Consider the following 24,236-nt stretch of genomic DNA (forward strand, 5'->3'; position numbering starts at 1 on the left):
CCCGCGGGGGGGGGGGGCCCCCCCCCCCCGGCGGGGGCGCCGGGGTGGGGGGGGGGGGGGCGCCCGGCGGCCCCGGCCCCCCCCCACGGTCCCGGCGCCGACGGGAAGGTGCGGACGCCGTCCGGTGTCCGCACCTTCCGTCTGCCGGGGGAGCGCCGCCCGGGACGCGCGGGCGGCGGGGGACCGAGGAACCGTCACCGCCCGTCATCCGGGGTACCGCACACCGCTCATGGCGCCCAGGGCGCCGCCACGGTCCAGGTGGTGTCCTGGGCGAACAGAGCGGGACTGTCCCAGGCGTGCGTACCGCCCGGGGTGGCCAGCCACAACTGGGCGTCGTAGTGGCGCAGATACTGCTCGGGGAAGTTGTAGGCGGACAGCCGCACCGCCCCGTTCGCGCCGCGTACCGGGCAGAAGGTGGCATCCGCCCGGAACAGGTCGCCGCTGCCGGACTCCTTGTGCACGCGGTAATCACGGTGACGCAGATACTCGCCGGGATAGTTCCGCGACTCGAACGAGTAACAGGAGCCGTCGGCAAGGCCGGGGACGATCCTCCAGGTGGCGTCGTTCTTCAGGAGCGCGCTGCTGCCGCCGTCCACGACCTCGGTGAACACCGCACCGTCCCGGTGCCGCACATACCGGTTCGTCAGCCCCGGTGTCGTCACGCCGAGGGACCGGTACTGACCGGCCGGCAGGGTGACGGGGGCCGCCGGTGAGCGGGAAGCCCCGATCAGGGCCCGGTTGGCGGCCCGGATCCGCGCCTCGTCCACCTTCACGACCTGACGGTCGTAGGTGAGCAGGCCGTTGGCCTCGTTCTCCACATCGGTGATCTCGGTGTAGACCGCGCCGGACAGGCCCCGCTCCAGCCGCACCTCGCGGATCGCGTCCAGCAGGCCGACGAACCGGTTGTCGAGGTGGGCCGCGTCAGGCTGGTCCTCGTAGCTGAAGCCGCCGCCGGGATACCACTCGTGACCGGACACCTTCAGACCCAGCCCGCCGTACTCGCCGAGGACGGCCGCGCGGGTGGCGTCGGGCACCGTGGTGCCGGGACCGACGTAGACATGGTGGTCGACGACGTCCCCGTTGCCGCCGTCGACGGAGCCGCAGCAGTTGACACCGCTCATCAAATCCTCCTTGCGTGGAAACCCCCGGTTCCAACCGTGTGAGGAAAAGCATCCCTGTTTCGGAACCGCGCAGCGGCGGAGCGCACTCCGTCGGCTGCTTGACACACCTCGCTAACACGGGAGCTGATACAATGTGAGGCATGGCGCAGCAGGTCAAGCGGGCTTTCAAGTACCGCTTCTACCCCACGGGTGAGCAGGTGGCAGAGCTGTCCCGCACGTTCGGCTGCGCCCGTCTCGTGTACAACAAGGCGCTGGAAGAGCGCACCGCTGCCTGGTACGGCGAGCAGCGTCGTATTTCCTACGTTCAGTCGTCGGCCGCCCTGACGGAGTGGAAGAAGACCGAGGAACTCGCCTTCCTGACGGAGGTGTCCTCGGTACCGCTTCAGCAGGTTCTGCGCCATCTTCAGGCGGCGTTCGCGAACTTCTTTGCCAAGCGAGCGAAGTACCCGCGCTTCAAGTCGAAGAAGAAGTCCCGGCAATCGGCCGAGTACACGCGTTCCGGTTTCAAGTGGCGTGACAGCATGCTGACGTTGGCAAAGATGTCCGCCCCGTTGGATATCCGCTGGTCCCGTCCCCTTCCCGAGGATGCGGAGCCGTCCACGGTGACCGTTTCCCGCGACGCCGCGGGCCGCTGGTTCGTGTCCCTGTCGTGCGAGGACACCGTCACCCCGGCTCCAGCCACTGATCACGCGGTCGGCGTGGACGCGGGCGTAACGTCGCTGGTGACGCTGTCCACCGGGGAGAAGGTCACCAACCCCCGCCATGAGCGCCGTGACCGGGCCCGGCTCGCTCGCGCGCAGCGGGAGCTGTCCCGGAAGGCGAAGGGTTCGGCGAACCGGGAAAAGGCCCGCCGGAAGGTTGCCCGCGTCCATGCGCGGATCGCCGACCGGCGTCGGGACTTCCTGCACAAGCTGTCGACTCGACTCGTCCGTGAGAACCAAACGGTCGTGATCGAGGATCTCACCGTCCGCAACATGGTCAAGAACCACAAGCTGGCGCGAGCCATCTCGGACGCGTCGTGGACCGAGCTGCGGACGATGCTGGAGTACAAGTGCGCCTGGTACGGGCGCACCCTCGTGACCGTCGACCGCTTCTTCCCCAGCTCGAAGCTGTGTGGGGCGTGCGGCACGGTCCGCGAGAAGCTGCCGCTGAACGTCCGCGAGTGGACGTGCGACTGCGGCGCCGTGCATGACCGTGACGTGAACGCGGCACGCAACATCCTGGCTGCCGGGCTGGCGGCGTCTGCCTGTGGAGACGGTGTAAGACCTCAACGGGAGTTCTCCCGGACGGGGCGGTCGTCGGTGAAGCAGGAAACCCAGCGGGCGACCGCTGGACTCCCCCGCCTTTAGGCGGGGGAGGAAGCCAAGTTGTTCACCAGGCGGGACAGGTCGTACGCCTTGACTTCGTTCGCGGTGCGGGCCTGGTCGTACTGACCCCGGCCCTCGTTCTGGTTGATCCACATCACCACCGAGGGCGAGCTGGGGTGCTGGTCGACGACACGGTCGCACTCGGCCTCCCACTGGGCGCGGGCTGCCGCGTCCGGAGCTTCACAGCAGCCGGCGTCTGCGGCCCAGCCAGGTCTGGGCGACGACCACGACGGCCAGGAAGGCACCGCTGACGACCTGCTGGTAGGAGGAGTCCAGGGAGCCGATCTGGTTGATGATGTTCTGGATCACCTTGAGCAGCAGGACACCGACCAGGGAGCCGCTGACGAAACCGAGGCCGCCGGTGAGCAGGGTGCCGCCGATCACGACGGCGGAGATGGCCTCGAGCTCCATCCCGTTGCCGAGGATGGTCACCCCGGAGGCGAGCCACGCCGCGTTGAGCGCGCCCGCCAGCCCGGCCAGCAGCCCGGACAGCGTGTAGACGAGGATCTTCGTACGGGCCACCGGAGCACCCATCAGGGCCGCCGCGTCCTCGTTGCCGCCGACCGCGTACACATGCTGCCCGAAGCGGGTGCGGCGCAGCACGACGGCACCCGCGGCGAACAGCGCCAGGGTGATCCATACCGGATTGCCGATGCCGAAGGTGGTGCCCTGACCGAGTTCGGCGAGGAAGGACCCCTTGCCGATCAGGTACGTCTCGGCGCCCTCGTCGGTGAGGGCCAGCATCAGGCCGCGCGCCCCGAGCATCGCCGCCAGTGTGACGATGAACGGCGCCAGCCGGGAACGGGCCACCAGCAGCCCGTTGACGACGCCGATCCCGCCGCACACCACCAGGGGCAGCAGCAGCGCCACCGGCGTCCCGTGCCGCGATCCCCAGGCCGCCAGGACACCGCCCAGGGCGAACAGGGAACCGACCGACAGGTCGATGCCCCCGGTGATGATGACGAAGGTCATCCCGAGCGCGACGATCGCCAGGAACGCCGAACTCGTCGCCATGTTGCCGACGTTGTCCCCGGTGGCGAAGGAGTCGAAGCTGAACGACGCCACCAGGGAGACGATCACCAGCACGGCCAGTGCCCCGTGCTGCTGGACCAGGCCGCTCAGCCGCTCCTTGCGCGCGGAGCTCCCGGGCCCGGTGTCCTTCGGCGGTTCACCGCCCGCGGCGGTCACGGGCACGTCCGTCTTCGTGGCGGTCATCGCTTCCCCCGTCCCCGTGCCGCGTAGACCGCGCACACGATCACTATGGCCTGCGCGATCTGGGTCCACGAGGGCGGCAGATCGTGCTTGATGAGGGTGGCGGTGAGCAGCTGGATGAGGACGGCTCCCGCCACGGTGCCGGCGATGTTGACCCGGCCGCCGGTCAGCGGGGTCCCGCCGACCACGACGGCGGTGATGGCGGACAGCTCCATCAGACTGCCCAGCGAGGTCGGGTCGCTGGCCTGGAGCCGCGCGGTGGCCAGGACGCCCGCCACGGCCGCGAGCAGCGCGCACAGCACGTACACGATGATCAGCACGCGCCGCACCGGCAGGCCGGCCAGCTGCGCCGCGGGCCGGCTGTCGCCGATGGCCAGGAGCTGGCGTCCGAACGTGGTGCGGCGCACCACGAACGCCGCCAGCAGCGCCAGGACGGCGGCGACGAGGATCAGGTACGGGATGCCCAGCACGTCGCCGGACCCCAGGGAGGCGAGCCCCGGATTGCGCAGATCCTCCAGCTGCGGCAGCAGCACCAGCGCGAGGCCCCGGCCGCCGACCATGAGCGCCAGGGTGGCCACGATCGGCTGCACCCCGACGAGGGCGACCAGCGCCCCGTTGGCCAGCCCGATCGCGGCGGCGAACACCGCCACCACCAGCAGCGCCGGCAGGAGACCGTAGCCGAGGTAGAGGGCCGTCACGGACGCCGAGAGGGCCATCACCGCACCGACCGACAGGTCGATGCCCTCGGTGCCGATGACCAGGGCCATGCCGATCGCGACGATGATGACGGGAGCGACCTGTACGGCCTGGGTGCGGAAGTTCTCCGCGGACAGGAAGTGCGGCGTGATGACGATGTTGACGACCAGGAGCAGCGCCACGCCGGCGTAGACCCCGTAGGCCTGCAGCCACTGCAGGACGCGGGTCCGGTCCGGCGGAGCGGTGCGGAGAACGGCTTCAGCCATCGCCGGCCTCCTCCGCGGCCGTGGCCCCGGCCGTGTGTCCGGCCGGGGAGTGCCCGGCGATGGTCCGCATGAGTGTGTCCTCGGTGACCTCGTCGCCGGCCAGCTCGCCGACGACCGCACCGTCCTTCAGTACGACCACGCGGTCGGACCCTTCGATCAGTTCCTCCAGATCGGAGGAGATGAGCAGGACGGCCAGGCCGTCCTCGGCCAGTTCGTCCACGAGCTTCTGCACCTCGGCCTTGGCCCCGACGTCGATGCCCCGGGTGGGCTCGTCCAGCAGCAGCACCTTGGGGTTCATCGCCAGCCAGCGGGCGAGCAGCACCTTCTGCTGGTTGCCGCCGGACAGCTCACCGACCTTCTGGTGCGGTGAGGACGCCTTGATGCGCAGCCGCTCGATGAACGTGTCGACGACACGGTCGACGCGTGCCTCGGAGACCAGACCGAAGCGGGACAGCCGGGGCAGCACGGCCAGCGCGATGTTCTCGCGGACCGAGAGACCGGGCACGATGCCCTCGCTCTTGCGGTCCTCGGGCAGCAGACTGACGCCGGCCCGGATGGCGGCGGGCGTGGACCCGCCGCGCAGCGGCACACCGGCCACCACGACCCGGCCCGAACTCGTCGCCAGCGCACCGGAGATGGCCTTGGCCGTCTCGGTCCGCCCGGAGCCGAGCAGTCCGCCGAGCCCCACGACCTCGCCGGGCCGGATCGTCACGGACACGCCCCGCAGCCGGTGCGGGACCGTCAGGTCCCGCGCCTCCAGTACGGGCCGGGTGCCGGCGGCGTGATGGTCGCCGGTGAACTTGGTCAGGCCCTCCTCGCGGACCTCGCCCAGCTCCCGGCCCAGCATGGTCGACACCAGGGAGAGACGGTCGAGGTCGGCGAGCCGGCCGTGATGGACACGGCGCCCGTCGCGCAGCACGGTGACCGTGTCGCACACGGCGTACAGCTCGTCCAGACGGTGACTGACGTAGACGACCGCGATGCCGTCGTCGCGCAGCCGCCGGATCACCGAGAACAGTGTCTCGACCTCCCGCGGTTCGAGGGAGGAGGTCGGTTCGTCCATGATGACCACGCGTGCCTCGGTGGCCACCGCGCGGGCCAGGGCGACCATCTGCTGGGCGCCCACCCCGAGGGCGCGCAGCGGCAGGCGGACGTCCACCCGGACGCCGTGGGCGCGCAGCGTCTCCTCGGCCTCCCTGTGCATGCGGGCGAAGTCCAGCAGGCCGAAGCGGGTGCGCGGCTCACGGCCGAGGAAGAGGTTGCGGGCCACGCTCAGCAGCGGGATGAGGTTGACCTCTTGGTAGATGGTCGAGATCCCGGCCTTCTGCGCCTCCAGCGGAGTGGCGAAGGAGACGTCACGGCCCTGGAAAACGATGTCGCCGGCGTCGGGCCGGTGGACCCCGGTGAGCAGCTTGATGAGGGTCGACTTGCCGGCGCCGTTCTCGCCGATCAGGGCGTGGACCTCGCCCGGGTGCAGGGTCAGGTCCACGTCGTCCAGGGCCCGGACGCCGGGGAAGGTCTTGCTCAGTCCGCGGACGGCGAGGACTTCGGCGGGGGGAGCCACCTGTGCCTCCAGGAAGTGGGTCAGGAAGTGAGGGGTGACGTGGTGGCGGGGCCCGCCGGGCAGGCCGGGCCCCGCGGGGGGTCAGTGGTAGGCCCTGCCGAGGTTCTGCTCGGCGTTCGAGGTGTCGTAGGAGCCGTCCTCGATGATGATGTCCTGGGCCACTTCCTTGCCCTGGGTGAAGGCGTCCAGCGTCTCGAACGCCAGCGGGCCGAACCGCGGGTTGGACTCGATCACGCCGGTGATCCAGCCGTCGACGATGCCCTGCACGGCGTTGCGCGTGCCGTCGACCGTGACGATCTCGACGTCGCCGGCCTTCTTGCCCGCGCCCTTGAGCGCGGCCACCGCGCCCAGGCCCATCTCGTCGTTCTCCGCGTAGATGCCCTTGATACCGGGCTTGGACTGGATGAGCTGCTCGGTGACCTGCTGGCCCTTCTCCCGGGCGAAGTCGCCGGTCTGCTCGAAGACGACCTTCAGGCCGGGGGCCTTCTCGGCCACGCGGTCCTTGAAGCCCTTGGTGCGTTCGGTGGTGACGTTGTTCCCGGCCGAGCCCAGCAGGATCGCGACCTCGCCCTTGCCTCCCGTGGCCTCGATCATCTGGTCGGCGGCCCGCCGGCCCTGCTCGACGAAGTCCGAGGCGATGAAGGAGACGTAGTCCTTGCAGGCCGTGGCGTTGATCTTGCGGTCGATCGTGACGATCGGGACCTTCTTGGCGGCGGCGGCCTGCAGCACCGGGTCCCAGCCGTCGGAGTTGAGCGGGGCGATGACCAGCAGGTCGGCGCCCTTGGCGAGCAGGTCCTGGACGTCGCTGATCTGCTTGGAGAACTGCGACTGGGCGTTGGCCGTCAGCAGCTTGACGCCCCGCTTCGCCGCCTCGTCCTTGATGGACTGCGTCTCGGCGATGCGGAACGGATTGGCCTCCTTCTCCGACTGGGAGAAGCCGACGGTCGCACCCTTGAGGTCGAGCTTCTCGCCGCCGTACGCGTCGATGGTGCAGGTCTTGCTGCCCGGCTTCGGCGAGGCGACCTTCTGGCCCGCGTCGGCCGCGGCGGACGGGGACTTCTTGCCGGCCGACGCGTCGTCCTCCGACTTCGCGCAGGAGGTGGCGGTGAGGACCACCGCGGCGGCCATGGCCACGATCACGGGACGGGCGAGGAGAGGAGAGCGGTGAGTGGTGCGCTGCATGGTGACCCCGATCCGGGTGACGCTGAAAGGGAACTGGGGAGCTGTAGGGCGCGCGGAACTGGTGGTGCTCCCTGTGTGCGAAGCGGCGTCCGGTTCGCCGCAATCAGGTTTTTACATCGTTGGAAGGATGCTGTAAACCCCTTGCGCACAAGGCGGGACGGGAGGAATGCAGGGGAGGGAGCGGGCGGGCCGGGAATCAGGTGCCCGCGCCGCCGGGGCCCGGAGGCCGGCCCAGCGTGCTCTCCCGTTCGACCAGCCGGTAGTCCGCCCAGATACGGCGTGGCTCCGGAGCCGCGTCGTGGAGCCGGGCGAGCACCGACTCGACGGCGAGACGGCCGATGGCGGCCTTGTCCGGTGACACGGAGGTCAGCGTCACCGCGCTGAAACGCCCTTCGAGCACGTCGTCGAATCCGACGACCGCGATGTCCTCGGGGACCCGCAGACCCCGCTCGTGGAGGACCCGCATCGCCCCGATGGCCATCGGGTCGTTGTAGGCGAACACCGCGTCGGGGCGTTCCCCGCCGTCCAGGATGTGGGCCATCGCCGCGGCTCCGTCCGCGTGCCCCCAGCCGTCGGTGGCGGCGGCCAGGCTCTCGCCGGCCGGGAGCCCGGCGGCGGTCAGTTCCTCGCGCCAGCCCTGCACGCGCAGTTGGGCGGGCTGACTGCGTCCCCGGCGCGCTCCGATGAACGCCACCTTCCGGCGCCCCAGCGAGACCAGGTGCCGGACGGCGGCGCGCGCGGCGGCGACGTTGTCGATGGAGATGTGGTCGTACGGCAGGTCGTAGTCCCGTTCGCCGAGCAGGACCAGCGGCACGTGCTCGGGGCGGTCCCGGAAGTCCTTTGCCTCCAGCTCGATCGGGCTGAGGATGAGCCCGTCGATGACCCTGGCCCGGAACCCCTGGCTGACCAGGATCTCCTGCTCGCGCCGGCCCCCGGTGTGGTCGAGCAGCACGATGTAGTCGTGCTCGGCCGCGGCGTCGATGACGGCGGCGGCGAGTTCGGCGAAGTAGGGGTTGCCCAGTTCGGGCAGGGCGAGCGCGATGATGCCCGTACGTCCCTTGCGCAGATGGCGGGCGGCCAGGTTGGGCCGGTAGCCCAGAGCGTCGATGGACCTCTGGACGCGCTCGCGCATGGCGGGGGTGACGTGCTGGTAGTTGTTCACCACGTTGGAGACGGTCTTGATGGAGACCCCCGCGTGCGCGGCGACGTCCTTGAGGCTGACCCGCACGACAATCCCTTCGTGAGCGGCCCGAACCGGGGACCGGTGCAGACGCGGGAGCCGTCACCGTGAGCCGGGCGCCGAGCCGCTGGGCTCGAGTTTTACAACGTTATACATCCGTATCCGGGACACTGACAAGGCTATGAGCAGGGACGTGTCAGGAGCACCCTTAGGCTGAGGGGATGCCGCCCTCCTCCGCCCGCCGCCGTGCCGAGCCGTCAGTCGGCGCCCGCTCCTCCGTTGCGGGGCCGGCCGGTCTCCGGGGCCGCCCGGCCGACACGCCGGAACCCGGGTGCGGCGGCGGGAGCGACGCGCCGGAGGTGCGCCTGCTGCCGGTGGTCCCGGCCGGCGCCGCGGTGATGCCGTTCAGGATGAAGGCGTACGACGAGGTCGTCGAGCGCGACACCAACTGGGGGGAGCACTCCCACCCGTTCCACGAGCTGCTCTGGAACGGGTCCGGCGCTTCGACGACCGTCGTCGGCTCACGTGTGTGGACGATCACCCCGTCGCTCGGGCTGTGGATGCCCGCGGGCACGCTGCACTCGGGATCGGCGGTCGCCGGTACCTGGTTCCGGGCCACCTTCTTCGGATTCCACACCACACCGTCCCTCTCCGACACGCCGGTCGTCGTCGAGATCACCCCGTTGCTGCGCCTGCTGCTGGAACGGCTGGGCGAGTCGGGCCTCTCCGCCACGTCGCGGGAGGTCACCGAGGCCATGGTGCTCGACGTACTGAGGCCGTCCCCCCACGAGTTGCTGGTGCACCGGCCCACCTCGGCGCTGCTGCGCCCGATAGCCGACGCGGTGACCGCCGAGCCGGGCGACCGGCGGACCCTCGCCGACTGGGCGACGGAACTGGGGGTGAGTACGCGCACGATCAGCCGGGCGTTCGTCGCGGAGACCGGTACGAGCTTCGCGCGCTGGGTCGCCTCGGTCCGCGCCCAGCACGCGATCGCGCTGCTGACACGCGGCTGGGAAGTGGAAGCGGTCGCCGCCGAGGTGGGGTACCGGTCGGCGAGCGCGTTCGGCGCGGCCTTCCGACGGACGACGGGCACCAACGCGGGCACCTTCCGCGCGTCCTGACCCGCCGTTCGCGCGTTCCGGCCGTCGGTCGTGTCCCCCTGAGCACTTCCTGATCCGCCCCCGGACGCCGTCCGGCGCCGCATCGTCGTGGTGTTCGTGTCCCGATTGCTCTACCGGGTGTCCCGAATGATCGATTGCGACAGCCGGGGCTGTTCGCTTACTGTGCTCAACGCAAAGGCAAGGCTTACCTAAGTGTTTGCTTCTGGTGCGGTGCACACACTCCATGACGGCATCCCGGGGTCCCGGGCGTGGGTGGACCAGCGCCTCCTTCATCCGGAACTGTGGAGTTCGACCATGCGCTCAACCCGCCTGAGACTGCTCACCGCGACCGCTGCGCTCTTCACCCTCGCGGCCTGCGGCACCTCCTCCTCGGAGGACGACACGAAGGACGGGGGTCAGAAGGGCTCCGCCTCGTCCTCCGCCGAAGAGTTCCCGGTCACCATCAAGCACGCCCTGGGAACGACCACCATCCCCGGGAAGCCCGAGCGCGTGGCCACGGTCAACTGGGCCAACCACGAAGTACCGCTGGCGCTCGGCGTCGTGCCCGTCGGAATGGCCGCCGCCAACTTCGGCGACGACGACGGCGACGGCGTCCTGCCCTGGGTCGAGGAGAAGCTGAAGGACCTGGGCGCCAAGACCCCCGTCCTGTTCGACGAGAACGACGGCATCGACTTCGAAGCCGTCGCCGACACCCGGCCGGACGTCATCCTCGCCGCCTACTCCGGCCTCACCGAGCAGGACTACGAAACCCTCAGCGAGATAGCCCCCGTGGTGGCCTTCCCGGACGCCGCCTGGGCCACCCCGTGGCGGGAGATCGTCCGGACGAACAGCAAGGCCATCGGCCTCGCCGCCGAGGGCGAGAAGCTGATCGGGGACCTGGAGAAGGAGATCGAGCAGACCGCCGCGAAGTACCCGCAGCTGAAGGGGAAGTCGGCGATGTTCATGACGCACATCGACCCCGGTGACGTCAGCGAGGTCGGCTTCTACACCACGCACGACACGCGCACCCTGTTCTTCGAGGACCTGGGTTTGAAGATCCCCGGCAGCATCACCGAGGCGTCCAAGGGCACCGACAAGTTCGCGCTCACCCGCAGCGCCGAGCAGATCGACGTGTTCAACGACGTCGACATCATCACCGGCTACGGCGACGAGAAGGGCGAGCTGGCCGGCCAGCTCGCCGAGGACCCGCTGCTGTCGAAGGTCCCGGCGATTGAGCGCGGTTCGGTCTACCTCCTCCCCGGCAGCTCGCCCCTGGCCACCGCCGCCAACCCCACCCCGTTGTCCATCTCGTACGTCCTGGACGACTACCTCGCCGCGCTCGCCGAGGCCGCGGACAAGGTCAAGTGACGTGACCGTCACCACCCCGCGCCCCGCGCCGGACGCCGCCGCGAGGCGCCGTCCGGCGCGGGTGCGCCTGCTGTGGCTGCTCGTCACCCTCCTCGTACTGGCCGCGCTCGCACTGGCCTCCGTGGCCTTCGGCTCCCGGTCCGTCGGCTGGACGGACATCTGGGCGGCGTTCGGCGGAGCGGACGCGTCCCTGGAACAGGCCGCCGTCACCAAGCGGATCCCCCGCACGGTGCTCGCCCTGCTGATCGGCGCGGCGCTCGGCGTCTCGGGCGCCGTCATGCAGGGCGTGACGCGCAACCCGCTGGCCGACCCGGGCATCCTCGGCGTCAACGCCGGTGCCTCCCTCGCCGTCGTCACGGCGGTCGCCTTCTTCGGGCTCACCTCCGCGACCGGCTACATCTGGGTGGCGATGGGGGGAGCGGCCCTGTCCGCCGTCTTCGTGTACGGGGTCGGCAGTCTCGGGCAGGGCGGCGCCACCCCCCTGAAACTGGCGCTCGCCGGGGCCGCTACCACCGCCGCGTTCACCTCGCTCGTCACCGCCGTGATCATGCCCCGCAACGACATCGCGGGAGGCTTCCGGCTCTGGCAGATCGGCGGCGTCGGCGGTGCTTCCTTCGAACGGACCGGCACCGTACTGCCCTTCCTCGCCGCCGGATTCGCCATCTGCTTGCTGTCGGCCAAGGCGCTCAACTCGCTCGCACTCGGTGACGAACTCGCGGCCGGACTCGGTGAACGCGTCGCCCTGGCCCGGGGCGCGGCCGCGCTCGGCGCAGTCGTGCTGTGCGGTGCGGCGACCGCCGTGGCCGGACCGATCGCCTTCGTCGGCCTCGTCGTACCGCACACCTGCCGGCTGCTCGTCGGCGTGGACCACCGCTGGCTGCTGCCCTTCGCCGCACTGCTCGGCGGGGCGCTGCTCACCGCCGCCGACGTCGTGGGCCGGGTCGCGGCCCGCCCCGCGGAGATCGACGTGGGCATCATCACGGCGCTCATCGGCGCCCCGTTCTTCATCTGGATCGTCCGCCGGCAGAAGGTGCGTGCCCTGTGAGCACCGTCCTCCTCACCCCCCGCCACTCCACGACGAAGGACGTGGCCCGCGGCCGGGCCCGCCGTGCCCTGCGCCGCCGTGCGGTCGCCGTGGTCCTCGTGGTCCTCGCGGTCGTGGCGTTCACCGCGTCCCTCATGATCGGCAAGACGTTCTACCCCCTCGAGGACGTGGTGCGGGTCGTCTTCGGCGAGCAGGTGCCGGGGGCATCGTTCACCGTCGGGCGGCTGCGGCTGCCGCGGGCCGTGCTCGCCGTGGTGGCGGGTTTCAGCTTCGGCATGGCCGGCGTCACCTTCCAGACCATGCTGCGCAACCCGCTCGCCAGCCCGGACGTCATCGGCATCAGCTCGGGCGCGAGCGCGGCGGCGGCCATCGCGATCGTCACCCTGTCCCTGGACGAGACCGCGGTGTCGGTCCTGGCGATCGCCGCCGCGCTCACCGTGGCGATGCTCGTGTACACCCTGGCGTTCAGGGACGGGGTGGCCGGTATGCGGCTCGTCCTCATCGGCATCGGCATCGCCGCGATGCTCGACAGCGTCGTCAACTACGTCCTGTCGCAGGCCGCCGCCTGGGATCTGCAGGAGGCCATGCGCTGGCTCACCGGCAGCCTCAACGGCGTCGGCTGGGAACAGACCGTGCCCGCCGCGGTGGCGCTCGCCGTACTCGGTCCCGTCCTGCTGTCGCAGGCAAGGAACCTGACGGCGATGCAGCTCGGCGACGACACCGCCTCCGCGCTCGGAGTCCGCGTCGAACGCACCCGCATCACCGTGATCGTCGCCGCGGTCGGCCTCATCGCGTTCGCCACGGCGGCAGCCGGACCGATCGCCTTCGTCGCGTTCCTGTCCGGTCCGATCGCGGCACGCATCATCGGCGCGGGCGGCTCGCTGCTCGTCCCGGCCGGACTGGTCGGAGCCCTGCTGGTCCTGGTCGCCGACCTCACCGGGCAGTTCGCCTTCGGCATCCGAATGCCCGTCGGCGTCGTCACCGGAGTGCTCGGCGCGCCCTATCTCGTCTACCTGATCATCCGCACCAACCGGGCGGGAGGCTCCCTGTGACCACGTCCCACACCCTCGCTGCCGAAGGGCTCACCCTCGGCTACGGCGACCGCACGGTCGTCTCCTCACTGGACCTGACCGTGGCACCGGGCCGGATCACGGCGATCGTCGGCGCCAACGCCTGCGGCAAGTCGACGCTCCTGCGCTCGATGTCCCGGCTCCTCGCGCCCCGCGAGGGACGCGTCGTCCTGGACGGCAGGGAGGTCCACCGCACGCCCGCCAAGCGACTCGCCCGAACCCTCGGACTGCTGCCGCAGTCGCCCGTGGCCCCCGAGGGGATCACCGTCGCCGACCTGGTCGGCCGGGGCCGCCACCCCTACCAGCGCGCCTTCTCTCGGTGGAACGGCGAGGACGAGGCGGCCGTCGCGGCGGCCCTGGAGGCGACGGAGACCACCGAGCTGGCCGACCGCAGCGTGGACGAACTCTCCGGCGGCCAGCGCCAGCGCGTCTGGATCGCCATGGCACTCGCCCAGCAGACCGACATCCTCATGCTGGACGAGCCCACCACCTTCCTCGACGCCAGCCACCAGATCGAGGTTCTCGACCTGTTGACGGACCTGAACCAAACCCGGGGCACCACCGTCGTCATGGTCCTGCACGATCTCAACCTCGCCGCCCGCTACGCCGACCACATCGTCGCCCTCGCCTCAGGACGCCTGCACGCCGCAGGCACACCCCACGAGGTGCTGACGGAGGAGAACGTCGAAGCGGTGTTCGGCCTGCGCAGCCGCATCATCGAGGACCCCCTCTCGGGCCGCCCCCTCATGCTGCCCATGGGCAGGCACGGCCTTCGCCCGGACGGGACGGCGCATACGGACGGAGCGGCGAACGCGGACAGGGCCGAGCATGCCGAGCCGGCGGTCGGGAGCGGAACGTGACCTCCAAACTCTCCGCGATCCTGCCCGACCTCTCGCCCTGGCGGTCCTCCCGCGACTTCCGGCTCCTGTGGGTGCAGGGACTGGTCACGACCTTCGGCAGCTTCATGGCCCTGGTCGCCCTGCCGCTGCAGATCAAGGAACTGACCGGATCGCCCCTCGCCGTGGGCGCCATGGGCGCGGTCGAACTCGTGCCCCTCGTGGTCTTCGGACTGTACGGCGGCGCCCTCGCCGACGCCGTGGACCGGCGCAGGGTTATCCTGCTCACCGAGGCCGGACTGGGCGTGCTCGCGGTCGTGCTCCTGGTCAACGCGATGCTGCCGGAACCGATGCTGTGGCCGCTGTACGTGGTCGCGGCCGGGGTGGCGGCCCTGGCCGGACTCCAACGGCCCGCGCTGGATTCGCTGATGGCCCGGATCGTGCCGCACGACCAGCTCCCGGCGGCGGCCGCCCTGAACGCGCTGCGCTGGCAGATCGGGGCGATCGCCGGACCCGCCCTGGCCGGCCTGGTCGTGGCGTACGCGGGCAACGCCCCGGCCTACGCCACGACGGCGGCCGGCTTCGGCGTCTCGCTGCTGCTGTGCCTGCGGCTGTCCCCCATGCCCGCGGCCGAGAACGCCGGGAAGCCGTCGCTGCGCGGCATCGCCGAGGGGGCACGGTACGCCTGGTCACGGCCGGTGCTGCTGGGCACGTACGCGGTGGACCTGGCGGCGATGTTCTTCGCCTTCCCGAACACGATCTTCCCGTTCCTCGCCGACGAACTGGACGCCGACTGGTCGCTGGGGCTGATGTACGCGGCGGGTTCGATCGGCTCGGTGGCGGTGAGCCTGACCAGTGGCTGGGTGTCCCGGGTACGGCGGCACGGACTGCTGGTGGTGTGCGGCGCGGCCGGCTGGGGAGTGGCCATCGCGGCTGCCGGATGGCTGTCGGACATCTGGCTGGTGCTGGTCTGCCTGGCCCTGGCCGGGGCCGGGGACATGCTCAGCGGGCTGGGCCGGTCCACCATCTGGAACCAGACCATCCCCGACGAACTGCGCGGCCGGCTCGCGGGCATCGAGGTGCTGTCGTACAGCGTCGGCCCGCAGCTCGGACAGGTCCGCGCGGGCGCCATGGCCGGCTGGACCGGAACCCGTCCCGCCTTCTGGACCGGCGGTCTCGCCTGCGTGGCCTCGGTGGGTCTGCTCGCCGCCGTGCTGCCGAAGCTGCTCACCTACGACGCGCTGACCGACGAGGACGCCCTTCGCCGCCGCGCCGCCCACACGGCCGCGACCGGTGGGCCGGACCAGGCCGGGGCGGTGGAGAAGGCGGACACGTGACGGCCGTGGGGGGGGGGCGGGGGGGCCCCCCCGCCCCCCCGGGGGGGGGGGGGGGGGGGGGGGGGGGGGGGGGGGGGGGCGGGGGGGCGGGGGGGGGGGGCGGGGGGCGGGCGGCCCCCCCCCCCCCCACGCCGGGGGATCATGTCAGTGGAGTGATCCGGATGTTGCGGAACCTCACCTTGTTCCCGTGGTCCTGCAGCCGGATCGCTCCCGCGGCAGGAGTCTCGGACCGGCCCGACGCGGTCGGTCCGTCGAGGACGATGTCGTCGTGGACCTTCTGCCCGTTCCACACCACCGTGACCCGGGCGTCGGCGGTCTTGCGGCCGCTGTCGTCGAAGCGGGCCGCGCGGAAGTCGATGTCGTAGCTCTGCCAGGTCTCGGGTGCCGTGGCCGCGTTGACGTCCGGGGCCCGCTTCAGGTAGAACGCCCCCGCCTCGTTGGTGTCGAGCGTGGTGTCACCGTAGGAGTCGAGGATCTGGAGCTCGTAGCGGTCCTGGAGGAAGATGCCGCTGTTCCCGCGGTCCTGTCCGGTGACGTCGGGCGGAAGCAGCGGTACCCGGAACTCCGCGTGCAGCCTGAAGTCCTGGTACGCGTCCTTGGTGCGGATGTCGCCGCAGCACACCTCCATCGACTTCTCGTCACTGAGCGGCCAGCGCAGGTCCCGGCCGTCCGTGTGCTGCCACTGCGCCTGGGAGGCGGCCGTGCCGTCGAAGAGCGGGACCTGGGCCCCCCGCGGATGGACGCTGAGCATGTCGAGATTGACATGACCGGTGTCGCCCGCGTCGAACCGGTAGGAGACCGTATTGCTCCCGGCACGCAGCGTCAGCCGTTCGGTCCGTGTCGACCAGGAGTCCCAGTCGTCGGTGGAAGGGAGCTGCGTCTGCCGCAGTTTCTTCCCGTTGACGTACAGGGACAGGGACTTGGTGCCCCGGAACGGGTTCGGCCCGTTGGAGTAGCGCAGCCCCACGTCGTAGGCGCCCGACTTCGGGACCGTCACGTCGAACGTCGTACCGGCCTTGCCCTCGGTGGCGTAACGGTCCACGAAGCCGCTGCCGGAATGGCCCGTGTGGTCGGTGTTCACACCGGCCGTGCCCGTCAGGCGGGCCTCCTCGGCCTCGTACCGGGTCGCGGGAGGCGGCTGCTTGCCGGGAATCCGGTTGAGGGTGTACCAGGCCTCGGTGCTCCACAACTGCTCACCGGAGTCCGACGTGAAGGGACGCGGGGAACGGATGTGGACGACACGGCCCGGCTTGAGGTCGTCCAGCCGGAGCTTGACGGTACGCCGGTCCTTCGAGAGCGTCGCCGAGCGCACCGCCAGCTGCTCCTCGGCGATCTTCGGGCCGCCGTAGTCCGCGGTCGGGGTGTAGCGCCACTGCTCCGCGCGGTAGTGGCCGGCCAACTGCTCGGCGGTGGCGTCGGACACCGGCTGGGTGTACGTCAGGTCGAAGCCGCCGGGCACGGCACGCATGGTCCGGACGTCGAACGTGTTGCCGCCGTTCGGAGTCAGCTTCTGCAGACCGAACCTGAGCTTGCCCTCCTGGCCCCAGTTGCCGTCGGCTCCCAGCCCGCCGACGTAGATCGCGCCGTCGGGCCCCTGGGTCACCCGGTTGATGCCGGCCTCCAGGCCCTGGGTGTAGCGGAAGACGGCCCCCTGGTACTGGCCCTTCACCTTCTCCAGGTAGGCGCGCTGCAGGCCGCCGTAGGTGACGTCGCCCAGCAGCATCTGGCCGGCGAACGTGCCCTTCTTCAGATACAGCGGAGTGGAGGGCGAGTTGGCGATCTCGTTCTGCGGCAGCCACAGCACCGGTTCGGTGACGGGGGAGTCGTCGAAGGGGCCGGCGGGCTCGGTGTAGTGGTTGAAGAAGCGGTCCTGCTTGATCTGCACGAGCTTCGACGAGGGAAGCCATCCGCCCTGGTTGTCGGTGGCGAAGATGCTGCCGTCGGGTCCCCAGCCGATGCCGTTGGGCGTCCGCAGCCCTCCCGCGACCGGGCTGATCCTCCCCGTCTTCTTGCTGACCTTGTACGTGGCCCCGCGGCCCGGCGCCGGCTGCGGCACGGTGGTCGCGCCGCCGAGGTCGATGGCGACGGAGAGGTTCACGTAGAAGTGGCCGTCCCGGTAGAGCAGGCCGAAGGCGAACTCGTGGAAGTTGCCCCCGTAGGGCCAGGTCGCGACCGTCCGGTACTCGTCGGTCACCTCGTCGCCGTCGCGGTCGACGAGCCGTGTCAGCTCGTGCTTCTGCGACACGTACAGGGCTCCGTCGACGTACTTGATCCCCATCGGCTCGCGCAGCCCGCTCGCCACCTTCGTGACGGTGACCTTGCCGGGGTCCGTGGCGCCGGTGACGTTGTCGAGCAGGTACACCTCTCCGGCAACGTTGTCGGTGCCGCCCCACGTGCTGATGGCAAGACGCCCGTCGGGCAGCCAGTCCATACCGGAGACCTGCGGCTCGAAGCCTTCCGGGCGCAGATCGGTGAGGGTCAGGTCGGGGCGTACGTCGGTGAGCGGGAGGCCGTCGCCGGGGGAGTCGCCGCTCGCCTCGCACTCCTTGCGGCCCGGCGCCGTGACCCGGACGACCCCGGCGTCGGTGCTCAGCACTTCCCGGGGCACGATCGTGAAGTCGCCCGCTCCCGGCGGCTTCCAGGCCAGCTGGAGCTGCTGCCCGCCGTCGCGCTCGAAGTGGTCGATGCGCAACGGGTGCGCCCCGGCGGTGAGATGGACCGTGCCGTCCTTCGGCTCGGCCCCGTGCAGCCCGTCGTGATCGATCACCGTGTCGCCGTCGATCGCCAGCCGTGAGCCGTCGTCACTGGTCAGGCGGAACACGTACGAGCCGTCGCTGGGAACGTTCAGGTAGCCCGACGCCTCGGTGACGAAGCGGTCGGACAGTCCGCCGAAGTCGGCCTCCGTGGACCAGTCGACCGTCGGCATCAGCTTGTCGTGGTTGGGGGTCTGACCCGGTTTCAGGGTGCACAGCTTGCTCAGCGGCGTCTGCACGTCGAACACGCGCAGGGTGATGCCGGGTTCCTGGGGCGGAATGTCCGCGGGAGCGGCGGCGGCCGGCGGTGCGGAGCACAGTCCCGCGGTCAGGGTTCCCGCGAACAAGAGGGGGATGAGGTGTCTTCGGGCGCGTGGAAACAGACGGTGGCGCATTGGTCCTCCACGAGTAGGGGACCGGACCGTGCCGGATATCGCTCCGGTCTGCTGCGGTGGCGCTGTACTTGCGCCGTCAAGTTAGAGGACTTCCGCTTGACATGTCCATACTTTGTCATCGGAGAGTTCAAAGTCCGGGGCCACGCGTGGGGGAGGAGCCTCTCCGTCCCTGGGAAGTTCCGCGGGAGTCCGGCGTGATGCCTGTCCGGGCAGGTCTGAACCCGGCCGGCGTCGATCGCGTAAGACTCGATCGCTCGCCGAGCGGTCGAGCGGCGCGAGCCGGGAATCTTCCTCGTTCGCGAGGGAGAACAGTCAATTCGAACCTCGTCGGCAACGCCGTCGCCCGCACCCCGTCCGGCATCCCGGTCCGTATCGGCGTCGGCGCCCAGGACGGTCACGCGGTCCTCGAGCTCCGCACGGCCCTGGACCAGGGCGCGACCTTCCGCGTCCTGCTTCCTCTGAACTCCGGTGCCCGAACGGAGAGATGGCCGTAGCCAAGAAGTGATGGCGCGGGGGTGAAGGCTCCACGGGACGCACCGGATTCCGCAGACTTCTGTATTGACGGGGACATGCCTTAAGAGTTCAATCATGACTTGAGATAAGCCGATCGGTTTGCCGGCACGGCACAACCCGCAGTTCTCACCTCGTACCTCATCACGTCCTCGTGGGCGGCCCCGACACCGTCGCCTCCGCCAGGTCTCCCCGACCCGCGTTCACCCCCTGAAGGCCCCCGGCGTCCTGAAGGCGCTGAGGGTCCTGAAGGTGAGGACACCCCCACCGAGAGGTCACGCCCATGACGCCCCTGCGCAGACGTGTCCCGCTCCGCGGTACACCCCTCTTTCGCCGGCTCCTCGCGATACCGGCCGCCGTCCTCGGCCTCGCCCTCGCCCTGACACTCGCTCCCGGCGCCACGCAGCAGGCGGCGGCCGCGGGTGAGCGCGTCGACGTATGGCTCACCACGACGTCCGACGCGGGCGGCCGCAACGTCACCCGAGGCCTGGCCCCGCAGACACCGGTGAGCTTCGGCCCCGCCGGAGGCGGCGCCGACCAGACGATCACCGTCGACGAGAGGACGACCTACCAGCAGTTCGAGGGAGGCGGCGCCTCCCTCACCGACACCACCGCCCATCTGCTGCGCGGCGGCGCCGTCAGTGCCCCGACCCGCGACGCCGTGATGCGCAGACTGTTCTCACCGACGGACGGCATCGGGCTGTCCTTCGTCCGCAACCCGATCGGCGCCTCCGACCTGTCCCGGCCGGGCCATGTCTCGCTCGACGACACCTGCTGCGACCTGTCCGACTTCGGCACCAACGGCTACGACACGAATGTCCGGCTCCTCACCGCGCAGGCCCAGCAGCTCAACCCGCAACTGCGGGTCAAGGGTGTGCCCTGGAGCGCGCCCGGCTGGATGAAGGACAACGGCCGCATGGACCAGATGGGCTGGCTGAAATGGGAGTACTACCCCCTGTACGCCCAGTACCTGGTCAAGTACATCCAGAGCTACCGGGCCGCCGGCGTGGACGTCGACTACCTGTCCGTCCAGAACGAACCGAACTGCTGTCAGGCCGGCAACCCCACGGCCATGAACTACCCAGGCATGAGCTGGAACCCCTCCGGGCTGGTCGAGTTCACCAAGAACCACGTCTACCCGGCCTTCCGCGCCGCCGGGATCGACACCAAGGTCCTCGTCCACGACTGGAACTACGGTGACTACGCGGGCTTCGGCGCGCCCATCCTGGCGGACGCCGGGGTGCGCGACGACCCGCTCTTCGGCGGCATCGCCTGGCACGGTTACGCCGGTGATCCCGCGGTGGGCAGCCAGGTGCACGGCCAGTACCCGAACGTCCGTCAGTTCAGCACCGAGCACTCCGGCGGCACCTGGATCGGCAACCAGCACAACGAGGACCTGGCCGACATCGTCAACTACGCCCGCAACTGGAGCAGCAGCCTGGTCAAATGGAGCCTGGCGCTCAACCAGGACAGGGGACCGCACAACGGAGGCTGCGGTACCTGCACCGGTCTGATCACCGTGCAGGAGGGCGGCCCGCGGGCAGGGCAGGTCGACTACACGGTCGAGTACTACACCACCGGCCACCTGACCAAGTTCGTCAGGCCCGGCGCCCACCGGATCGCCTCCACCGCCGGCACCACGGTGTCCAACGTGGCCTGGCGCAACCCCGACGGCTCCAAGGCCCTGATCGCCCACAACGGGGGCACCTCCGCCCGGTCGGTCCGCGTCGACTGGGGCGGTCAGTCCTTCACCTACAGCCTCCCCGCCCGCACCACCGCCACCTTCACCTGGTCCGGCACCCCGTCGGGCAACCCGGGCGGCAGCACCGGCACCCTCACCGGGCTCGCGGGCAAGTGCCTGGACGTGGCCGGCGGAGCCACGGCCGACGGCACCGCGGTGCAGCTCCACACCTGCAACGGCACGGCGGCCCAGCGCTGGACCGTGAGCGCCGACGGCAGCGTGCGGGCGCTCGGCAAGTGTCTGGACGTGACCGGTGCCTCGACGGCCGACGGCGCCCGAGTGCAGCTTTACGGCTGCAACGGCAGCACGGCGCAGCAATGGTCGTACAACCCCACGACCCACGATGTGGTCAACACCGGCGCGGACAAGTGCCTCGACGTCACCGGCAACAACTCCGCGGACGGCACCCCCGCCCAGATCTGGACCTGCACCGGCGCCGCGAACCAGAAATGGACCCTGAACGCCACTTGACCCCACCGGGCCGCCCCACCCGGCCACCCCTCCCGGCCGGGCCCCCCGGGCCCGGCCGCTGTCGTCCGTGAACCTCGGCGGCGGGTGCGCCCGGAGCCGCTCCGGGCGCACCCGCGAGGCGGCGCCGTGTGATCGTGTCCGCCTGACAGCCGGTCGGATCATCGCGAGTGCGTCGAACCGATCGCCGAACCGATCAAGGGATTTCTCCCCCGCAGGCTGCGACGCCCACCGCCTTCCCCCGTCTTCGCACCCGGTATCCGGTGAACGTCCACGAACCACCGGTACCGGACCACCTGTGACGCGGACGCCGGCACACAGGTGACGTACCGGCACCTCGGAGCAGCGATCCGGTGATCCGAAAGGGACGCCTCAGGACGACTCGCGCACCACCAGCTCCGTCGGCAGCGTCAACTGCTGGCGGGGCGCGCCGTGCTGGGTGATGTCGGTGAGGATCCGGGCCATCGTGCGGCCCAGTTCCTCCACCGGCTGACGCACCGTCGTCAGGGGCGGGTTGGTGTGGCGGGCGAGGACGGAGTCCTCGAATCCGACGACGGCGACATCACCGGGCACCTGCCGCTTGTGGCGGCGCAGTTCGGCCAGGGCACCGACCGCCATCAAGTCGGAGGCGGCGAAGACGGCGTCCAGGTCCGGGACGCGTTCAAGAAGCGAACGCATCGCACGGCTGCCGCCCTCCTCGGTGAAGTCGCCCGTCTCGGCCAGGAGTTCACTCGCGGGCACTCCTGCCTCCCGATGGGCGTCACGCCAGCCGGCGAGCCGGCTGCGGCCGACGTCCATGTCCAGCGGTCCGGTGATCGTGGCGATCCTGGTCCTGCCGCCGCGCAGCAGGTGCCGGACCGCCTCGGCGGCGCCTCCGGCGTTGTCGGAGCTGACGTAGCTCAGCCGCTCGCCCGCGTCGCGGCGGCCGGCCAGCACGGTGGGCAGCCCCATCTCCTCCAGCATGCCCGGCAACCGGTCCTCGGAATGGACGGAGACCAGAAGAACGCCGTCCACACGGCGCGTCGCCACCGACTCGGTCAGCTGGTCCCGTTCGGCCTGGTCGCGGACGAGCATCAGCTGGAGCTGGGTCCGGCTCTCGGCGAGGGCGCCGCTGACGCCCCTGATCAGCGCGGCGAAGAACGGTTCCGAACCGAGCCGGCTCTCCGACTCCGGGATCACCAGGGCCACGGCGTTGGTGCGGTTGGTCACCAGGCCGCGGGCGACCGAGTTCGGAACGTAGTTCAGCTCCTTGATCGCCGCCAGGACCCTGGACCGCGCGTCGGCACTGACCAGATCCGAGCCGTTGACGACGCGGGACACCGTGGTCCGGCCCACGCCGGCACGGGCGGCGACGGTTTTGATCGTGGGACGGCGGTCCCCGGCCATGTGCTCCCCCTCTTCGGCGGTCGCGGCGACACCGGCCGCGGAGTTGACCAGCGGCAATTCTTGCAGACAGGGCAAGAGCGGAAGCGCGTCAGGGCCCGGGGACCGAACGGCGGACATCGGCCCCGGACTACGAGTTGTGTTCAAGTCATTGACAGACCGGCTGTGCTGCCAGGAGTCTTCGGTCCATCGATGGGCACGTTCCCACCCCGAGTTGGGCACGTTCCCACCCCATTGCCAGAGCCGCTGTGGTCATCGCAGAAATCGTCACTCCGGTGCGTCAGCGCCGTCGCTAGGAGGAGATCCATGGGCAGTCCCGGTTCGATGCGTACGAGGGCGGTGGCGGCGGCCGCGGTCGTCGGCGCGCTGACGCTCGTCGTCGGCTGCAGCAGCAGTGACGATTCGGTCACTGGCGGCGGCAAGAAGGACGGCAAGGTCGTCATCACCATGGGCATGTACGGGGTGATGGGCTTCAAGGAGACGGGACTTCTCGAGCAGTACGAGAAGGAGAACCCGGACGTCGAGATCAAGGCCGAGGTCGCCGGCGACGAGCAGACGTACTACACCGCGCTGCAGACCCGGCTCGCCGCCGGCAAGGGCCTGAAGGACATCCAGGGCATCGAGATCGGCCGGGCCAAGGAGATCGTCGAGACCCAGGCCGGCAAGTTCGCCGACTTCGCCGACGTCGCGGGCAGCGACCACTTCCTGCCCTGGAAGCAGTCCCAGATCACCACCGAGGACGGCAAGGTGCTGGGCCTGGGCACCGACATCGGCCCGATGGCCGTCTGTTACCGCAAGGACCACTTCGAGAAGGCGGGCCTGCCCACCGACCGCGAGGAGGTCGCCAAGCTGTGGGAGGGCGACTGGAAGAAGTACGTCGAGGTCGGACGCGCCTTCAAGAAGGACTTCAAGGGTGACGGCGTGTCCTACATGGACTCGGCCAGCGGCCTGTTCAACGCCATGGTCTACGGCTACCCCGAGCAGTACTACGACGAGCAGGGCGAGCTGATCTACGACAAGAACCCGGCCGTCAAGGAGGCCTGGAGCCTCGCCGCCGACGCCGCGGAGGACGACCTGAGCGCCAAGCTCCGCCAGTTCCAGCCGGGCTGGGACCCGGGCCTGGCCAACGGAACGTTCGCCACCGCCGTCTGCCCGGCGTGGATGCTCGGCCACATCGGCGAGAAGGCCGGCGAGGCGAACAAGGGCAAGTGGGACGTCGCCAAGGCCCCCAAGGGCGCCAACTGGGGCGGCTCCTTCCTCGGCGTGGTGGACAAGAGCCCGGTGAAGGAGGAGGCCAAGAAGCTCGTCGCGTGGCTGACCGCCCCGGAGCAGCAGGCCCACATCTTCAAGGAGCAGGGCGCGGTCCCGTCCTCCCAGGAGGCGCTGGAGCGCGACGACGTCAAGAACGTCACCGCGGAGTACTTCAGCGACGCTCCGATCGGCGAGATCTTCGGCGCCGCCGCCCAGGAGATCCCCGACAAGCAGGTCCTGGGCCGCAAGGACGGCACGATCAAGGACACCTTCTCCCAAGGGCTGACCCTGATCGAGCAGCAGGACACCCCGCGTGACGAGGCGTGGAAGACCACCGCGGAGCGCATCGAGAAGGCCGTCGGCTGACCCGTCGCGCCCCTCGGCCGTCCGG

General features: G+C 70.5%; 16 protein-coding genes and 2 pseudogenes. 9 read left to right on the forward strand and 9 right to left on the reverse strand.

Features of this window, described 5'->3' with window-relative positions; translation table 11 throughout:
* Positions 1–227: 227 nt before the first annotated feature.
* Positions 228–1,136 (reverse strand): annotated as a pseudogene (locus ACIF80_RS22170) (AbfB domain-containing protein); the annotation flags it as partial.
* A 125-nt stretch (positions 1,137–1,261) separates the two neighbouring features.
* Between ACIF80_RS22170 and ACIF80_RS22175 the strand changes: the two are divergent.
* Positions 1,262–2,470, forward strand: a complete 1,209-nt coding sequence (locus tag ACIF80_RS22175) for an RNA-guided endonuclease InsQ/TnpB family protein (protein ID WP_399807170.1) — start codon at positions 1,262–1,264, stop codon at positions 2,468–2,470.
* An 11-nt stretch (positions 2,471–2,481) separates the two neighbouring features.
* Here the strand turns inward: ACIF80_RS22175 and ACIF80_RS22180 are convergent.
* The 6 genes and pseudogenes from ACIF80_RS22180 to ACIF80_RS22205 form a co-directional block, all read right to left on the reverse strand.
* Positions 2,482–2,664: pseudogene (locus ACIF80_RS22180) on the reverse strand (hypothetical protein); the annotation flags it as partial.
* A 4-nt stretch (positions 2,665–2,668) separates the two neighbouring features.
* On the reverse strand, positions 2,669–3,703 hold the full coding sequence (locus ACIF80_RS22185; protein ID WP_399807173.1) for an ABC transporter permease: 1,035 nt from the start codon (positions 3,701–3,703) through the stop codon (positions 2,669–2,671).
* Positions 3,700–4,662, reverse strand: a complete 963-nt coding sequence (locus ACIF80_RS22190; RefSeq protein ID WP_399807175.1) for an ABC transporter permease — start codon at positions 4,660–4,662, stop codon at positions 3,700–3,702. The genes ACIF80_RS22185 and ACIF80_RS22190 overlap by 4 nt, the downstream gene beginning before the upstream one ends.
* A complete protein-coding gene (locus ACIF80_RS22195) occupies positions 4,655–6,226 on the reverse strand; it encodes a sugar ABC transporter ATP-binding protein (protein WP_399807178.1) in 1,572 nt (523 codons plus the stop codon). The genes ACIF80_RS22190 and ACIF80_RS22195 overlap by 8 nt, the downstream gene beginning before the upstream one ends.
* Before the next feature lie 81 nt (positions 6,227–6,307).
* Positions 6,308–7,408: an ABC transporter substrate-binding protein gene (locus ACIF80_RS22200; protein ID WP_399807181.1), complete on the reverse strand. Its 1,101-nt coding sequence runs from the start codon at positions 7,406–7,408 to the stop codon at positions 6,308–6,310.
* Positions 7,409–7,604: 196 nt separating this feature from the next.
* Positions 7,605–8,636: a LacI family DNA-binding transcriptional regulator gene (locus tag ACIF80_RS22205; protein WP_399807184.1), complete on the reverse strand. Its 1,032-nt coding sequence runs from the start codon at positions 8,634–8,636 to the stop codon at positions 7,605–7,607.
* Between the two features lie 350 nt (positions 8,637–8,986).
* Here ACIF80_RS22205 and ACIF80_RS22210 point away from each other — a divergent pair, with 350 nt between their 5' ends.
* The 6 genes from ACIF80_RS22210 to ACIF80_RS22235 all read left to right on the forward strand — a co-directional run bounded on the left by ACIF80_RS22210 (position 8,987) and on the right by ACIF80_RS22235 (position 15,344).
* Positions 8,987–9,709, forward strand: a complete 723-nt coding sequence (locus ACIF80_RS22210) for a helix-turn-helix domain-containing protein (RefSeq protein ID WP_399807563.1) — start codon at positions 8,987–8,989, stop codon at positions 9,707–9,709.
* 294 nt (positions 9,710–10,003) lie between these two features.
* Positions 10,004–11,056, forward strand: a complete 1,053-nt coding sequence (locus tag ACIF80_RS22215) for an iron-siderophore ABC transporter substrate-binding protein (RefSeq protein WP_399807186.1) — start codon at positions 10,004–10,006, stop codon at positions 11,054–11,056.
* Position 11,057: 1 nt separating this feature from the next.
* Positions 11,058–12,101 carry a FecCD family ABC transporter permease gene (locus ACIF80_RS22220; protein ID WP_399807189.1) on the forward strand — a complete coding sequence of 348 codons (1,044 nt, stop codon included), beginning with the start codon at positions 11,058–11,060 and terminating at the stop codon, positions 12,099–12,101.
* A complete protein-coding gene (locus ACIF80_RS22225) occupies positions 12,098–13,153 on the forward strand; it encodes a FecCD family ABC transporter permease (protein WP_399807192.1) in 1,056 nt (351 codons plus the stop codon). Before ACIF80_RS22220 ends, ACIF80_RS22225 begins: the two co-directional genes overlap by 4 nt.
* Positions 13,150–14,031 (forward strand): ABC transporter ATP-binding protein, encoded by an 882-nt coding sequence (locus ACIF80_RS22230; RefSeq protein WP_399807194.1) that lies wholly within the window; start codon positions 13,150–13,152, stop codon positions 14,029–14,031. The genes ACIF80_RS22225 and ACIF80_RS22230 overlap by 4 nt, the downstream gene beginning before the upstream one ends.
* Complete coding sequence (locus ACIF80_RS22235; protein WP_399807197.1) at positions 14,028–15,344, forward strand: MFS transporter; 1,317 nt, start codon at positions 14,028–14,030, stop codon at positions 15,342–15,344. The genes ACIF80_RS22230 and ACIF80_RS22235 overlap by 4 nt, the downstream gene beginning before the upstream one ends.
* A 139-nt stretch (positions 15,345–15,483) precedes the next feature.
* Here ACIF80_RS22235 and ACIF80_RS22240 read toward each other — a convergent pair whose 3' ends face one another.
* Entirely contained in the window at positions 15,484–18,492 is a 3,009-nt protein-coding gene (locus tag ACIF80_RS22240; protein WP_399807200.1) for a family 16 glycoside hydrolase, read from the reverse strand.
* 793 nt (positions 18,493–19,285) lie between these two features.
* Between ACIF80_RS22240 and ACIF80_RS22245 the strand changes: the two genes are divergently transcribed.
* Entirely contained in the window at positions 19,286–21,214 is a 1,929-nt protein-coding gene (locus tag ACIF80_RS22245; RefSeq protein ID WP_399807203.1) for a ricin-type beta-trefoil lectin domain protein, read from the forward strand.
* A gap of 369 nt (positions 21,215–21,583) precedes the next feature.
* On the opposite strand, the gene ACIF80_RS22250 is transcribed toward ACIF80_RS22245, so the two are convergent.
* Positions 21,584–22,597, reverse strand: coding sequence for a LacI family DNA-binding transcriptional regulator (locus tag ACIF80_RS22250; protein ID WP_399807566.1), 1,014 nt, complete (start codon positions 22,595–22,597; stop codon positions 21,584–21,586).
* A gap of 303 nt (positions 22,598–22,900) precedes the next feature.
* Here ACIF80_RS22250 and ACIF80_RS22255 point away from each other — a divergent pair, with 303 nt between their 5' ends.
* Positions 22,901–24,211, forward strand: a complete 1,311-nt coding sequence (locus tag ACIF80_RS22255) for an extracellular solute-binding protein (protein ID WP_399807205.1) — start codon at positions 22,901–22,903, stop codon at positions 24,209–24,211.
* Positions 24,212–24,236 lie beyond the last annotated feature (25 nt).

It is taken from the genome of Streptomyces sp. NPDC085927, assembly GCF_044540975.1.
Lineage (GTDB): Bacteria > Actinomycetota > Actinomycetes > Streptomycetales > Streptomycetaceae > Streptomyces > Streptomyces hirsutus.